At 49.3% G+C, this 13,566-nt stretch carries 14 protein-coding genes; 8 read left to right on the forward strand and 6 right to left on the reverse strand.

Going from position 1 to position 13,566, the window contains the following annotated elements:
• The first annotated feature begins 253 nt into the window (after positions 1–253).
• Positions 254–1,378, forward strand: coding sequence for an LLM class flavin-dependent oxidoreductase (locus tag ACQSGY_RS22545; protein ID WP_216518503.1), 1,125 nt, complete (start codon positions 254–256; stop codon positions 1,376–1,378).
• Between the two features lie 114 nt (positions 1,379–1,492).
• Here the strand turns inward: ACQSGY_RS22545 and ACQSGY_RS22550 are convergent, their stop codons facing one another.
• Positions 1,493–2,074, reverse strand: coding sequence for a TetR/AcrR family transcriptional regulator (locus tag ACQSGY_RS22550; protein WP_427180867.1), 582 nt, complete (start codon positions 2,072–2,074; stop codon positions 1,493–1,495).
• A gap of 364 nt (positions 2,075–2,438) precedes the next feature.
• On the opposite strand from ACQSGY_RS22550, the gene ACQSGY_RS22555 reads away from it, so the two are divergent.
• Positions 2,439–3,659, forward strand: coding sequence for an MFS transporter (locus ACQSGY_RS22555; RefSeq protein ID WP_427180869.1), 1,221 nt, complete (start codon positions 2,439–2,441; stop codon positions 3,657–3,659).
• 240 nt (positions 3,660–3,899) lie between these two features.
• On the opposite strand, the gene ACQSGY_RS22560 is transcribed toward ACQSGY_RS22555, so the two are convergent.
• Both ACQSGY_RS22560 and ACQSGY_RS22565 read right to left on the reverse strand, forming a co-directional pair.
• A complete protein-coding gene (locus tag ACQSGY_RS22560) occupies positions 3,900–4,310 on the reverse strand; it encodes a DUF2000 family protein (RefSeq protein WP_427180871.1) in 411 nt (136 codons plus the stop codon).
• Positions 4,307–4,780 carry a hypothetical protein gene (locus tag ACQSGY_RS22565; RefSeq protein ID WP_427180873.1) on the reverse strand — a complete coding sequence of 158 codons (474 nt, stop codon included), beginning with the start codon at positions 4,778–4,780 and terminating at the stop codon, positions 4,307–4,309. The genes ACQSGY_RS22560 and ACQSGY_RS22565 overlap by 4 nt, the downstream gene beginning before the upstream one ends.
• Positions 4,781–4,792: 12 nt before the next feature.
• On the opposite strand from ACQSGY_RS22565, the gene ACQSGY_RS22570 reads away from it, so the two are divergent.
• From ACQSGY_RS22570 to ACQSGY_RS22580, 3 genes are all read left to right on the forward strand, one after another.
• Positions 4,793–5,266: an ATP-grasp domain-containing protein gene (locus tag ACQSGY_RS22570; RefSeq protein ID WP_427180875.1), complete on the forward strand. Its 474-nt coding sequence runs from the start codon at positions 4,793–4,795 to the stop codon at positions 5,264–5,266.
• A complete protein-coding gene (locus tag ACQSGY_RS22575) occupies positions 5,263–5,775 on the forward strand; it encodes a hypothetical protein (protein ID WP_427180877.1) in 513 nt (170 codons plus the stop codon). Before ACQSGY_RS22570 ends, ACQSGY_RS22575 begins: the two co-directional genes overlap by 4 nt.
• Before the next feature lie 85 nt (positions 5,776–5,860).
• A complete protein-coding gene (locus tag ACQSGY_RS22580) occupies positions 5,861–7,000 on the forward strand; it encodes an MFS transporter (RefSeq protein ID WP_427180878.1) in 1,140 nt (379 codons plus the stop codon).
• 158 nt (positions 7,001–7,158) lie between these two features.
• On the opposite strand, the gene ACQSGY_RS22585 is transcribed toward ACQSGY_RS22580, so the two are convergent.
• From ACQSGY_RS22585 to ACQSGY_RS22595, 3 genes are all read right to left on the reverse strand, one after another.
• Positions 7,159–8,265 (reverse strand): Leu/Phe/Val dehydrogenase, encoded by a 1,107-nt coding sequence (locus ACQSGY_RS22585; protein WP_427180880.1) that lies wholly within the window; start codon positions 8,263–8,265, stop codon positions 7,159–7,161.
• 254 nt (positions 8,266–8,519) lie between these two features.
• Positions 8,520–9,155 carry a sporulation-specific diadenylate cyclase CdaS gene (gene cdaS / locus ACQSGY_RS22590; RefSeq protein WP_427180882.1) on the reverse strand — a complete coding sequence of 212 codons (636 nt, stop codon included), beginning with the start codon at positions 9,153–9,155 and terminating at the stop codon, positions 8,520–8,522.
• A gap of 386 nt (positions 9,156–9,541) precedes the next feature.
• Positions 9,542–11,107, reverse strand: a complete 1,566-nt coding sequence (locus ACQSGY_RS22595) for a DUF6359 domain-containing protein (protein ID WP_427180884.1) — start codon at positions 11,105–11,107, stop codon at positions 9,542–9,544.
• A 520-nt stretch (positions 11,108–11,627) separates the two neighbouring features.
• On the opposite strand from ACQSGY_RS22595, the gene ACQSGY_RS22600 reads away from it, so the two are divergent.
• The 3 genes from ACQSGY_RS22600 to ACQSGY_RS22610 all read left to right on the forward strand — a co-directional run bounded on the left by ACQSGY_RS22600 (position 11,628) and on the right by ACQSGY_RS22610 (position 12,946).
• Positions 11,628–11,933, forward strand: a complete 306-nt coding sequence (locus ACQSGY_RS22600; RefSeq protein ID WP_427180885.1) for a hypothetical protein — start codon at positions 11,628–11,630, stop codon at positions 11,931–11,933.
• A 148-nt stretch (positions 11,934–12,081) separates the two neighbouring features.
• Positions 12,082–12,237, forward strand: a complete 156-nt coding sequence (locus tag ACQSGY_RS22605) for a hypothetical protein (RefSeq protein WP_167434170.1) — start codon at positions 12,082–12,084, stop codon at positions 12,235–12,237.
• 181 nt (positions 12,238–12,418) lie between these two features.
• Positions 12,419–12,946 carry a GNAT family N-acetyltransferase gene (locus ACQSGY_RS22610; RefSeq protein WP_427180887.1) on the forward strand — a complete coding sequence of 176 codons (528 nt, stop codon included), beginning with the start codon at positions 12,419–12,421 and terminating at the stop codon, positions 12,944–12,946.
• The last annotated feature ends 620 nt before the right edge of the window (positions 12,947–13,566 follow it).

Genomic DNA, 13,566 nt, shown 5'->3' on the forward strand with positions numbered 1-13,566 from the left:
TATGATTACACCAATTTTAATCCTAAATTTTACAGTGGTCAATAAAAATCGTGGCAATTATTTTACAATTTTCTCCCAGGAAAAGCCCCTTCTCTATTTCCGGTTTGGCTTAGTCCCCAATTGCTTATAGAAAAAATCCATTAGAAGAATGAGCAGGAACATGATACAGTTATTCCAACTTCAATATCCTACTATTTCAATAGGATTATACAACACGGACAGACACTTTTATACAAGCAAGGGAGTACATTCAATGAAATTTGCCTTGTTTAGCCTCATGATGAATCTACCCAATGCCGTCACAGGGGAAGTTTTGACGACTCAGCAGAAATTCCATAACATCCTGCAGCAAGCTCAGCTCGCTGAGCGACTGGGGTTCGACGCCTACGGCATCGGTGAGCGACACGGCGCACCTTTTCTGTCTTCATCGCCGCCCGTTGTGTTAACAGCGATTGCTGCGGCCACCTCACGGATTCGTCTGCTGACCACGGTTACGGTTCTCAGCATCCTTGATCCGGTTCGGGTTGCCGAGGATTATGCTACGCTGGATCAGTTATCGGGTGGAAGGCTGGAGCTGATTATCGGCAAAGGCAATGACCCGCGTCATTATCCGCTGTTTGGCATTCGTGAAGAGCAGCAGTGGGACTCTCTGGATGAACGCTACCATCTGCTGAAGCGGCTGTGGTCGGAAGAGAATGTCACTTGGGAAGGTACATATCGTCCTCCACTTGATGGAGTGACCACGTGGCCGAGACCCCTTCAAAAGTCCATTCCGATCTGGCATGGCAGTGCGTCGAGCACGTTATCTACAGAACTGGCTGCCAAATATGGTGAGCCGCTCTTTACCTCGAATTCCTTCCACCCTCAGGCCAAATACAAAGCTTTGATCGACCATTACCGCGAGCGCCTCACTTATTATGGTCATGATGCACAACAAGCTGTGATTGGTTCTGGTGCTGGCAGCCTCTATCTTGCGAGCACGGGCGAAGAAGCCATTCGCCGCTACAAGCCGTACTATGAAGCATTTCATGCCACCGCTGCGGCACAGCATAACCAGTCTCCTTTTACGGATCTGGAGGACAACATTGCCCGCGGCCCGGTTTTGATCGGCAGCCCGGAGCAGGTGATCTCGAAAATTCTGGATTATCATGCCGCTTACGGGCACCAGGTGCTCAGTATAAGCGTTGACGGACTCACGCATAGCGAGCAGCTGGAGCAAGTGGAACGTTTTGCCACAGAAGTGGCCCCTGTATTACGACGCGAACTGCCAAGTTCAGTGTGGAATGATCCTCCCCTGTTGACCGAGCACGAAGGCTCCTTCGTCCCCAAACCAACAGACATATGGCCCTCTGCCATCTCCCCGATCTTTCAGGTATAACTTCGCCCTGCCACACATAACCGCTCCCCGGGTAATTCGGAATCCCTCCGTATTGCCCTTTTCCTTTTCCTTTTCTTCTCTTCCTTCACTTATCACATGCTGCTGCACTTCTTGCTATGCCTCAGACCCAATGCCTTTGAATACCGCGCCTAGCAGCAGCTCCACAAACGTATCATCCATCGGCTCACCCGTGACCAGCATCCGGTAGAACACAGGCCCATAGATCATGTCGATATACAGTCCAATATCCAGTCCCTGCTTCAACTCGCCACGTGCCACACCCTTCTCCAGAATGCCCCATGCCTCGCGGCGGCGCGGCTGAATATATCTGCTTCGGTATTCTTCCGCTAGGGTGGGATCAGACTGCCCCTCTCCGATAATCTGTGTAATGACTTTCCCTTCGGCACTTGTCAAAAATTGAACCAGGTTCCCTGCATGAGCACGCACATCCTCATATACAGACCCCGTATCCGGCACAGGTAACCTGGCCGTTAACGCCGACATATACCCGTCCAGCATAACAGCGCCTTTGCTCGGCCACCATTTGTAGATCGTTGCTTTGCTTACCTGTGCACGTTCGGCAATCTTCTCGATTGTCACCGCAGCGAACCCATCCTCAAGCAACAGTTCATAGGCCGCCGCAAGAATGGCATTCTGGGTTTCCGTGTTGCGGGGACGTCCTCTTTTTGCAGTCATTGCAGACCCCTCCATTGTCATCATCTATGTAAACTCAACTAAAGTATTTACACAACCACTTCAAACCACTTCAATGACAGAATAACCTTCCATTCGCTTTTATCCCCAATAAAAAAATACGATACGTTCATTATACTAAAATGCAGCGCCAATATACATTTCCAGGCTGCCTGTAATGTCATTATATTTCCGTCATCATTATGTAAGTTTACTTTGTTCTGTAGTTGCCTATTTACAATACTAAACGTATCGTATATTATTTAGATGTAATTAGTAAACGGAACGTTCATTATTTCATCTCATCCGCAATTCGCGATACAAATGTCAACTGAATCATCATAAACTTTTATTGGAGGTCGATCTTATGAACACGAAACAGAAACAAGGTGCCAACCCGACTCAGACTACCGTGCCTGCCTGGATTATTTTCCTGCTCGCCGCTTCCTGCGGTTTGATTGTAGCCAACCTGTATTATGCCCAGACGGTTCTCGGGCCGATCAGCACCGCCACAGGTCTCTCTTCTGCTGCAGCCGGATTAATCGTGACGCTGACGCAGATCGGATATGTCATTGGTCTGCTGTTCATCGTTCCGCTCAGCGACATTATCGAGAATCGCCGTTTGATGGTACTGTTTCTCATTGTCCTTGTACTAGCGCTGATCACCGCCACCTTCTCCACCAGTGCCTTCCTCTTCCTGACGGCTTCACTACTCATCGGCATCGGGTCCGTTGTGGCACAGATTCTCGTACCCTATGCCACGTACCTGACTTCCGAAGAACAGCGTGGGCAGGTCGTCGGCAATGTCATGAGCGGACTGCTGCTCGGCATTATGCTCGCACGCCCTGTTGCCAGCTTTATCACCAGTGCTTTGGGCTGGCAGGCGGTGTTTGCCTTCTCCGCCGTTGTGATCGCCCTGCTTATGCTGCTTCTGTCACGTGCACTTCCAGCCCGGCGACCTGAACCAAACCTGTCCTATGGACAGTTGATGATTTCCCTTGGCACACTGCTTCGTACCCTGCCGATGCTGCGGCGACGGGCATTCTATCAGGCCAGCTTATTCGGTGCATTCAGCCTGTTCTGGACAACAGTGCCTCTCCGGCTGGCAAACGACTTCGGCCTGTCCCAGCAAGGTATTGCCTGGTTCGCTCTGGCCGGGGTAGGCGGTGCAATCGCCGCTCCGATTGCCGGAAGATGGGCAGACCGCGGTTTTACCCGGGTGCTCACGGGAGCCGCTATGGTTATTGCTATAGCTTCCTTTGGTCTAGCCTATCTGTTCCAGAGCCATTCCACAGCTTCATTAATTCTGCTGGTCGTCGTTGCCATCACCCTGGATATGGCTGTTTCGGGCAATCTGGTGCTCGGTCAGCGGGTAATCTATTCCCTGGCTAACGAAGCAAGGGGCCGGGTGAATGGTCTGTTCATGTCCATCTTCTTCATTGGAGGTGCCATCGGCTCTTCACTCGGAAGCTGGTCTTATGCACATGGCGGCTGGAGCCTCACGGCGCTGATTGGTCTGCTCATGCCGCTGCTCGCTCTGCTATACTACTTCACGGAGACCAAGATAACGACTGTCAGCAGCACATAACCTATGTACAGAGCATTCATCTACAAAATTTTCCCTTATACAAAGCAAGGGCAGAGGCCTATCCATAGGATAGCTTCTGCCCTTCTCGCTATATTTGTACCCCGCACGGTCAAGCCGCACTGATCTGTTCCGATTAGTTCCGATTAGTTCTGTTATGATCTGATCTGCTCTCTTATGTTCCAGCCAGCTGCAACATCCTGTCTGTTGTACCAAACGTTGAAGCATATCCCCCAGACCTTCTTATTTCATCACACTGAATTTCTTGGTCTTTGCCCGAACCAGCTTATCTTCTCCCCACACAATGACGCCAACAACCTTGGTGGCCTCCAATGCCATCGCTGCAATCTCATTTGCATATTGTTCAAAGGCATTATTGAGGGATTGCCCCGTCTGTGTGAAAACAAGATGACTCAAACTGTCGTTATCTTCAGAACAGGCTTTGACCAGATTGATCAGTTGATTCTCTCCCGCCTTCAGAATCACGGTGCTGTATCGAATACCTGCGTGCTGAACACCGCTCTGATCCAGGACAGGCTGATCTGAATATAACCCCGGTTCATTCAGGGCAGCTTGTCCCATGAGCAGGGCCGCCACGTTGGCTGCGGCTCCCTGCTCCAGATTTTTTTCCAGTATAATTGCGATTCTCTTCATACGAGTGCATTCACCCTCTGTGGTTTTTTCGTAAAACATACCCATGGCATTTGAATTCCTTCACGCAGCACTTCGTACGTCACCAGTCCATAATGATCTGCACAGAGCTGGTTCGTGAGCGTAATGGAGGATTCTGTATTCAGCATCACTTTCCTGCAAGCCTCAGGGTTCGATGATACCGGGATGTTCTCTCTATAGTTGATATCAAGTTCAGATAATAAGTATGTAGTCGCCGGATGATGAAAAATGGTATCAATCTGCTCTGGACATATGGCATGAAAGCCCGACAGCACCAAAGCAGGAATTTTCTCTACAAAGCTCTCGGACACCACCAGATCGGAATCCATAATGAAGCTGTTCAGCTTGGGATACGCTCCAGGGACCAGCAGACAGGAAATCTCACCTGACTTCAGGCCTTCTGCAGCGACTTCGAACTCGGGGTATGGTTTAATCATATCAGAATTATCCATTTTTTTCGCAATATGCATGCTGCAGGTCAGAAATCCTTCATCGTCACCCAATGTGCCCAGATGCAGCGCAATCAGGCCGAGGCGGTCCGCAACAAATGGATTATGAAGCAAATGCTGCAGCAACGCGGAATTCGCACGTCCAGAACAGCCATTGCGCTACAGCAGCAGGACTATCTTCGTTTCTCTGCTACATATGGGTTTCCCATCATTGTGAAGCCGCTCAGCGGGTACGGAAGTATTAACACGTTCAAGCTGTCCAGCATGGAAGAATTGTTACATTACCTGCAGTATACAAGAAAAGAACAGCAGCGAGATCTGCTGGAGGAGTTCATTCAGGGTACAGAATCCATTGTGACTCCATTGTGTGCCGGGGAGAAGTGGTTTTTGCTTCCGTTTCCCAGTACCTCTACAACTGTCTGGACATTGCGACGCAGCAGAAGCCTCCGGCCAGCATTGCATTCCCCAAAGGTGCAGAAACCGATGTGATCCTCCGTATCCAGGACGTCAATAGACAAGTCATTAGTGCGCTTGGTATCAATCAATCTGTAACCCATGCCGAGCTGTTCGTCACACCGGAAGGAGAAGTGGTCTTCGGAGAGATCGGAGCAAGAATCGGAGGCTCGCATGTCATGCCGCCTTGTATCAAGAACACCCACGGTGTAGATCTTTTTGAGGCGGTTACAGATCTGGAGCTTGGCACGTATACCTTCACCCGGCAGGAAACCAGCAATAAATTTACGGGTATGATCTGCTTCCCCTCACGCGCAGGGATAATCCAGCATATCTCCGGGAGAGAAGATTATCAGGATGTGCCAGGCATTATTGACTTTCAAGTTTCCTATGAAGTGGGACAGCACGCAGGAGATGTCAACGATACGATGACTCGCTCGGGGTTCACCATTGTGGAAGGAGATTCGTTCGAGGAATTATGCCAGACGCTGGTGGATATGTATGATCGGTTCGTTATTGAGGTCGCCGTTCCCGAGAACGTATAACATAACGGACAGATGCGGGGAGCGACCCGCTTTTATCGTTTGTTTGTTTATGGAATCGGGGTTTTGTTGAGGAGGAATGAAACGATTGTCTTTATTCAAAACATACGCGGGACTCAGCCGCGACATCTATTATCTCTGCCTGGCACGAACCATTAACAGAATGGGAGATTTTATCTTCTCTCTCATTACCTTGGTGCTTACTCTGCAGATGGGTATGAGTGTGGTCAGTGCAGGCATCTTTGTATCCATGGCAGCTTTGATCAGCGGCCCCGGTGTACTGCTTGGCGGGTATTTAAGTGATCTGATGGGCAAAAAAACGATTATTATCTCCGGGCAAGTGCTCTCGGCCCTTATCATCATTAGCTGCTCCTTCTACTCAGGCACGATAACCATCGGTTATCTTCTGATTGCAGTGATGTTCTTCATCAGCATTACACGTCCTGCATATAACGCTTTAATTATTCAGCTGTGCCCTGAAGAGAAGCAGCGAAAATCCGCCTTTTCCCTAATGTATCTGGGAGCCAATCTGGGGATTGCGCTTGGGCCGCTTATTTCCGGTTTTTTTATCAAAGATTACGTGCATATCGTCTTTCTGAGCATTGGCACTGTATTTCTGATCTCTACCTTCATGATCTGGAAGAAGGTTCATGTTGGTGCGGGTGACCCAGCAGCGCAGACGGCAACTGAGAATCGGGCACATCATGCACAGCAGCCTCAACAGCAGCAAGAATTAAAGCCCTTGCCTTCACCGTTATTTCCTATGCTGCTGAAAAATCCGCTCGTTGTATTTTTTATCGTGGTGTCATTTCTTAACTACTTTATCTACATGCAGTATTCGTTCAGCCTGCCGCTGCAGATGAATCAGACCTTTGGCGAGCATGGCGCAGCTTATTATGGCTCTGTGATGACCATCAACGCAATCAGTGTTATCCTTCTCACCACGCTAGTGCTGTCCGCTACGCGCAGCATCACCGCTCTGAACTCGGCGCTCTCTTCTATGGGATCGGCTTTGGTGCGCTCTACCTGCTCGGGGATTGGCCTCATTTCGCGATCGTCGTGGTATCCACGGTGCTGTGGACGATTGGAGAGATTCTGGTGCAGACCAATATCAATCTGTATATCGCTTCACGTGTACCTGACACCCACCAGGGGAGATTTAACGGATTTCTCTCGACCGCTCCGCTTTTTCAGGTTTTTTCTGTCCTCTCCGTTAACGTGTAAATAAATAGTGTAAATTATATAGAACAAGCAATCATGCTAGTCAAAGAAACAACGCTAGATTTCGTATACACAAAAGACACCCAAAAAAAGTTCTTTTTTCGGGTGTCTCTTTCGCTTAACCAAACGGTCAGGATTGTCCCTTGATGCCTGGGTGAACCAGACCTATTTGCGCAGTCTGCGTGCACTTAGTGCGTGATGACCATTTTGTAAAAAGGTGCTGCGCGTGTTCTTCATCATCTCGATCCGCTGCTCCGCAAGCCGATCCGCAGCAATGTAGGTCGCGATGCCCTCGGTACGGGAGCTTTCGAATATTTTCTCCAGCGTGTTGTAAATCTCACCGATCTTCGCCCAAGCTCGCTCCGCGTGATATCCGTTCAATTCATCGGCGATGTTGATCACACCGCCGGCATTAATGACATAATCCGGTGCATATACAATACCTCTCTGATACAACTCATCCCCATGCCGCGGCTCAAGCAGCTGATTGTTCGCACAGCCCGCCACAACTTTGGCCTTGAGTGTCTTGAGCGTTGCATCGTTAATCGTGCCGCCGAGCGCACATGGCGCATAGATATCACATTCCACACTCGTAATGTCCGCCGGATCAACGGCCTTGGCGCTGAAACGTTCCACTGCCAGCTTCACCGACTCCTGATGAATATCCGTGACGATCAGCTGCGCACCTTCCTCATGCAGATATTTACACAGATGCATCGCTACGTTGCCTACACCTTGCACTGCAATCGTTTTGCCCTCCAGCAGGTCGGTGCCAAATGCTTCCTTGGCAGCTGCCTTGATACCGCGATACACGCCATAGGCGGTAGCCGGAGATGGGTTGCCTGATGAACCATAGCTCGATGAGATGCCTGTCACATAATCGGTCTCCTGGTAGATCAGATTCATGTCCTCTTCTGTCGTTCCCACATCCTCGGCGGTGATGTAACGGCCGTTTAACCCTTGAATGTAGCGACCGAAGGCTCGGAACATCGCTTCATTTTTGTCCTTACGCGGATCTCCGATGATTACCGTCTTGCCGCCGCCCAGATTCAGGCCGGATACTGCATTTTTATATGTCATGCCCCGAGCCAAACGCAGTGCATCTTCAATGGCTGCTTCCTCCGAAGCGTATGTCCACATCCGTGTACCCCCCAGCGCAGGTCCAAGGGTTGTATCGTGTATGGCAATAATGGCCTTCAAGCCTGAATTCCGATCCTGGCAGAGTACCATTTCCTCATAATCGTATTGCTCCATTGCTTCAAACCAACTCATGTGTTAACCGTCTCCTCTAAACCATTTTTGCGATAAATCGCGGACTTCCTATGAACGCTCCACTCTCTATTGTACCCATATCCACCCAGTTTGTGCAAAATGGACATAACTATGTTCGCTTCAATAAAACTCACCATAGCAAAAAGAGGTCCCTCCTGTCACTCCGCGACCGGCCTGAACCTCCTCCCAATATTTGATGATATCTCGCTCAACTGCGTTCAACTCAACTCTGGCCAATTTAGCCCAACCACAGGTTAAGGCAATGTTTCGACCACATTAATGGGATGTAACGCCCCATCCACCGCAAAAGAAGCCTGTCCCGTTTCCTCCGACACCACCAGCACCACCGCGTCCGTCAGTTCGGTTAATCCGAGTGCCGCCCGGTGCCTTGTACCCAGCTTTCGTTCATGCGAGTCAACCTGCGATACAGGCAGCACATTGCCGGCCGATACGATCTGATTGCCTCGAATGAGCACGGCCCCGTCATGCAATGGCGCGCCTGGAATAAAGAGAGACTCCAGCAAGGCATGAGTTACTTTGGCATCCACCGCTACACCCGAATGAATCATCGTATCCAATGGAACCTCCCGTTCAATGACAATAAGCGCTCCATATTTTCGGTCTGACAGATGCTGCACACTGGATGTCAACTCGGCAAATTTCTCCGTAAACGGAGACAGGTAACAATCGAGATAAAATGAAGAAGCCAGCACTTCAATGTGCTTGATCTCGGCCCGGATCTCTGCGAACTGTGCCAGCAAACAGACACTGTCATTGTCAAAACGGGATAACGTCAGATTCATTCGTTCTGCTACACGATGCAGGTCTGCCTTCAGCTTCTGCCGCATCACGGAACTGTCACAGTCTGCTCGTCCTGTAAGCTGATTCATCTTGTGCCGCCTCCCTCTTTTGATGTACTTTGTCTGCTGCCAACACTCCACCGCGCTCGGATCGCTTGCCCGGACTCTCGAGTTCCATGATTAGTATCCATACCTTCCCCGCAAAAGCAAGAATTTATGCAGAGCTACGGCGCGACGTTCCACAGGAAAAAGAGAATCCGGGATAACCCAGCGATTAAAACTTCAATCATAGTTATAATGCTCTCCGCTCGTCGAAAATGTGATGAAAAAAGCCAAAAAACCGGACAACTTCCCCCGGCTTTCTGGCAACACTTTTCTAAAAAAAGCACCTTATTCGAATTTAATGCGGACTACAACAGCTTGCTTGTACATGTTCTTGCAATTTGTTTGCAAATGGATTCATCGAGCTCACTTTTTTATTGTGCTTTACCATACGAGCCTGCTTTAAATGTCGTTGGATCATACCACTTGTACCCTGCTGCCGGAGCGGCCCAAGGCTCAAGCTGCGGTTCGGTGGAGTTTGCCGGTGTCTCCATGGGGAGCAAGCTTGTGGCTGTATCCAGTGTCAATCCTGATACCTGGGACAGACTTGTATAGCTTTCTTTAACCGCCAGCCATTTCACGGTGTTTACAAGGAAGGTTGCATCATTCACTTCTTTGAAACCGTCATAAGTTTTCTTCGTTGCTCCAGTCTCTTCACGCAAATACTTTGGCGTTGCGTCCTCCACGGGTGAGGAATCACCGATAAATGCAGCCTTGCCTGCGCCTACCTTTGCAATCGCCGCATAAGCCCCTTCAGCTCGTCCGCCGCCATTATATACTCCTTGATCCACGGCGTTATTCCATTTGGACACACCGCTTGGCACGTACACTAATCCTTTGGCCTTGTTCGGGTCCATGATTGCAATCGTTGATCCTGCATGCATCGCTACAGCTTGTACACCTGTCGTAATGCCAAAAGATTGGGATGGTGCTACGATATCCGTTGCATTGACATCTCCCAAAGCGTTATAGCGGAAACGGACTCCAAAGTTTGTCCCGAGCCAGTCCGAGCTGATCACACCCTGCATGGCTGGTGATTCGGCCTCGGCAGAGGACATGCCTTTTGCTGGATTCTGGTAAGCCCCGCGGCGATAGCCGTTGAACACTTCAGAGGAATCCCAGCGGTTTTTGTTGCGGTCGGCGTTGTAGTGATCCGAGATGAAGAAAATGCTTCCGCCGTTCTGCACATATTGCAGAAGCGCAGCCTGCTCTGTCGCTTTGAATGGCACGTTGGCTTCGCCAATGACAAACACGTCATAGTCTTTCAATTTATTATAGGTGTACGCTTGCTCACCAAATGTATACGGGATGCTGCGTTCCAGCTGATCCACGGTAAAGCCTGCGTTTCGCAAACCATTTGCAAAGTCTGAAAAGGCCCCGTCAATAATCCAGTCCGCTGCACCTGCGGTTTGGGCGTGAGTGTTATCAAACAGCACTTTTTTGCCTGTGCCATCCGGCAGGGTAGTGCCAGGGTTCGGCTCCGGATCAGGATTGGTTGTTCCTGAAGACAGGGTGATGGATGTTGGGTTTTTGACCCCGGCATAGCTGTTGTAAGCGCCAAGTGTTCCGGTCACGATAATTTTTTTGCCTACCAGACTCGGGTTCGAGGCCAGTCCGTATTGCGCGCGGAACGAAGAGGATACCTGCACATCCAGCAGCTTGGCGTTTGAGCGCTCGGAAGCGGAATCCGCAATCAGCACATTAAAATCATTGGCATACGGAGAGGTGAATTTGGCTGTAAGCGACCCGGTTGCATGTCCCACCACATAACCTTCGACAGTTGCCGTGCCTCCACCGCTCTGAGCTGCAATGGCCTGTGATACAGTAAGTGGTGCTGCCGCCTGAACCGGAGCCTGAATACCCGGAGCCAGTAACGTTGTTGCCATAAGGATAAAAACCAGAAATGCCCCCATCCAGTGCTGCCTAAATGCCTTTTTCATATACCCATTCTCCTCCTCCGTATCATTTGATGCCTGTACATGATGTGATGTGTTTAGTTTGACTTGGTGATTATTTGGACTTAGCGTCCGTTTGTTGACGTGTTACTTCATCGACCTGTTACGTTCCGGCATTCAATGGATCAAGCCTGAGCTTGTCCCTTTTTTAATTTAATGCTTCACATGATGAATTCCTCTTTGTTTATGTAAAATTTTTGAAAAAAGTTTGAGTCCGCTCTCCTTCGTCGATACTGACTATTGTTTAGAGGTGAACTATTCATTTATACGTTAACGGAGAGGACAGAAAAAACCTGAAAAAGCGTAGCGATCGCCTGAAGGCTTTCTGCAAGAAAGCTACATCGGAAGCATACGCTTATCACCGGATTTTTCCCTTTAGAGAAGGGAATCGAAAAAAATCTGGGGGTAACCGCTACTCTCCAGGTTATTCTGTCATCGGAGTGGATTGTGTAAAATCTGTAGTTCAACGACTGGAACAACCTCTCATTTCGAAGGAGAATGCCATATGAAACTGCTTTTTCTGTTACTTCTGATTATCGTTCCACTGGTCATGTCCTATATTGCACTTCGATACAAGCCGGCAGCCCGGCTGTTCCATCTGCTTGCCATTCTATGCTTCTACAGTGCAGCCACTGTACTCGCCAGCGACGTTTATGCAACAAATGCTCATATGACCACATTCACAACAGAGATTCACCACTTTTTGCTGAACGGCTGGTTTCTGATCCCGGCTGCTTATCTGGGTGTATATATTCCATACGTGCTATGGATGAGCTTTTTAACGAAAAAAGTTGAGTTCCGAGGCAGTTAGGCATTGCATTTTACCAACGTTCGATGCATAATAAACAATACATATGTGATAATGATTATCATTATTGAGCTTGTTTATCGTTACATTGTCAGTTCTAATGACCGCGATCATGCTTACGACTTTATAGATAAAGGGGAACGAACATCGAATGAACACAACTCTGCAAAAGGCTAATCTGCAGCTCGACGATTATTTGGATCTTCTGAACCTGGCAACCAATCTGGGTGATACCAGATGGCAAAAGGAGATCATTCGCAAGCTTTCCTACACATATCCTGCAGCAACGTGCAAACAACCACAATAAACATACCGCTGCGCAGAGATTGGTAAGCGCACTCCAATATAAGGCTTAACCTTAATCTGGATACCCATGAGGAATTCACTCTTTGAATTCTATCATGGGCTTTTTTGCGTGGATCGGGTGCGATAAAATAGAATAAAAGTGAAGAACAAGGACCAATATTGAGCTAAAGGAGCGTGTAAAAATGCAGCTGGAAACCGAGAGGCTGCTCATCCGTGAAATTGTAGAAAGTGACTGGCAATCCATACATACGTACACGTCCATGCCCGAAGTGACAGCGCATACCGCGTGGGGACCAAATACCGAAGAGGACACACGGTCCTATGTACAAGATGTAATTCGCTTGCAGCAGGCCGAACCGAGGGAAGCATATGAGCTGGCAATTGTTTTGAAAAAAGAAGGCCTGCTCATCGGTGGTGCAGGGCTGCACCTTGTGGAACAAAGCAATGCCGAGATTGGCTATGTCTTACACCCCGCCTATCATGGGAAAGGCTATGTGACTGAAGCCTGCCGCGCACTGCTTCACTTTGGCTTCAGGCAGCTTGGCGTGCACCGAATCTATGCCAAATGCCGCCCGGAGAATCCCGCATCCGAGCGGGTAATGCAGCGCCTTGGCATGCAGCGTGAAGGTGTGCTGCGCGAGCACTGGTTCTACAAAGGCTCGTACCATAATTCTGTGCTCTACTCCATGCTGGATCGGGAACTGGAATAAACTTAACGCAGCGTGAACTGAAGCTACCTGAGTGAGCGCTATGCAGCCTGTGCACCAGGTATGCTGTTAGAGTGTGACTCAATGCGATCCGTTACTATGATGGGCTCGCGGTGCGACTTGGAGCTCATGGCAGGTGCGACGTGGTGCCCGTACAGTAACTGGCTTTTTCAACGGGGCGCGGCTTGATGTAATGTGATTACTGCGATGGCTCGCGGCTGGTGCGACGTGGTGCCCGTACAGTAACTGACTTTTTAACGGGATGCGGCTTGATGTAATGTGATTACTGCGATGGCTCGCGGTGCGACGTGGGGCTCGTATAGTAACTGGCTTTTTCAACGGGGCGCGGCTTGATGTAATGTGATTACTGCGATGGCTCGCGGCTGGTGCGACGTTGTGCCCGTACAGTAACTGGCTTTTCAACAGGATGCGGCTTGATGTAATGTGATTACTGGTATGCTCGCGGTGCGACGTGGGGCTCGTATAGTAATGATAGTCCGGCATCAAGTCACTGAAGCAGCAGTCGAAATTCTAACGAATCCCAGAAGCCTTATTTAGCGATATTTCAACAGTTTAGAATTCTAACGATTTCCAGCGACGCTATTTCACTAAAAAAACCTAAT

It is taken from the genome of Paenibacillus sp. TC-CSREp1 (genome assembly GCF_050171015.1).
GTDB lineage: Bacteria > Bacillota > Bacilli > Paenibacillales > Paenibacillaceae > Paenibacillus > Paenibacillus silvae.

Excerpts from the sequence above, each read along its gene's own strand:
- ACQSGY_RS22565 (WP_427180873.1), bottom strand. The coding sequence starts at position 4,780 with ATGGATAATTCTGATATGATTAAACCATACCCCGAGTTCGAAGTCGCT.
- ACQSGY_RS22605 (WP_167434170.1), top strand. The coding sequence starts at position 12,082 with ATGAACACAACTCTGCAAAAGGCTAATCTGCAGCTCGACGATTATTTG.
- ACQSGY_RS22595 (WP_427180884.1), bottom strand. The coding sequence starts at position 11,107 with ATGAAAAAGGCATTTAGGCAGCACTGGATGGGGGCATTTCTGGTTTTT.
- ACQSGY_RS22600 (WP_427180885.1), top strand. The coding sequence starts at position 11,628 with ATGAAACTGCTTTTTCTGTTACTTCTGATTATCGTTCCACTGGTCATG.
- cdaS (WP_427180882.1), bottom strand. The coding sequence starts at position 9,155 with ATGAATCAGCTTACAGGACGAGCAGACTGTGACAGTTCCGTGATGCGG.
- ACQSGY_RS22545 (WP_216518503.1), top strand. The coding sequence starts at position 254 with ATGAAATTTGCCTTGTTTAGCCTCATGATGAATCTACCCAATGCCGTC.
- ACQSGY_RS22585 (WP_427180880.1), bottom strand. The coding sequence starts at position 8,265 with ATGAGTTGGTTTGAAGCAATGGAGCAATACGATTATGAGGAAATGGTA.
- ACQSGY_RS22550 (WP_427180867.1), bottom strand. The coding sequence starts at position 2,074 with ATGACTGCAAAAAGAGGACGTCCCCGCAACACGGAAACCCAGAATGCC.
- ACQSGY_RS22560 (WP_427180871.1), bottom strand. The coding sequence starts at position 4,310 with ATGAAGAGAATCGCAATTATACTGGAAAAAAATCTGGAGCAGGGAGCC.
- ACQSGY_RS22610 (WP_427180887.1), top strand. The coding sequence starts at position 12,419 with ATGCAGCTGGAAACCGAGAGGCTGCTCATCCGTGAAATTGTAGAAAGT.
- ACQSGY_RS22555 (WP_427180869.1), top strand. The coding sequence starts at position 2,439 with ATGAACACGAAACAGAAACAAGGTGCCAACCCGACTCAGACTACCGTG.
- ACQSGY_RS22570 (WP_427180875.1), top strand. The coding sequence starts at position 4,793 with ATGCATGCTGCAGGTCAGAAATCCTTCATCGTCACCCAATGTGCCCAG.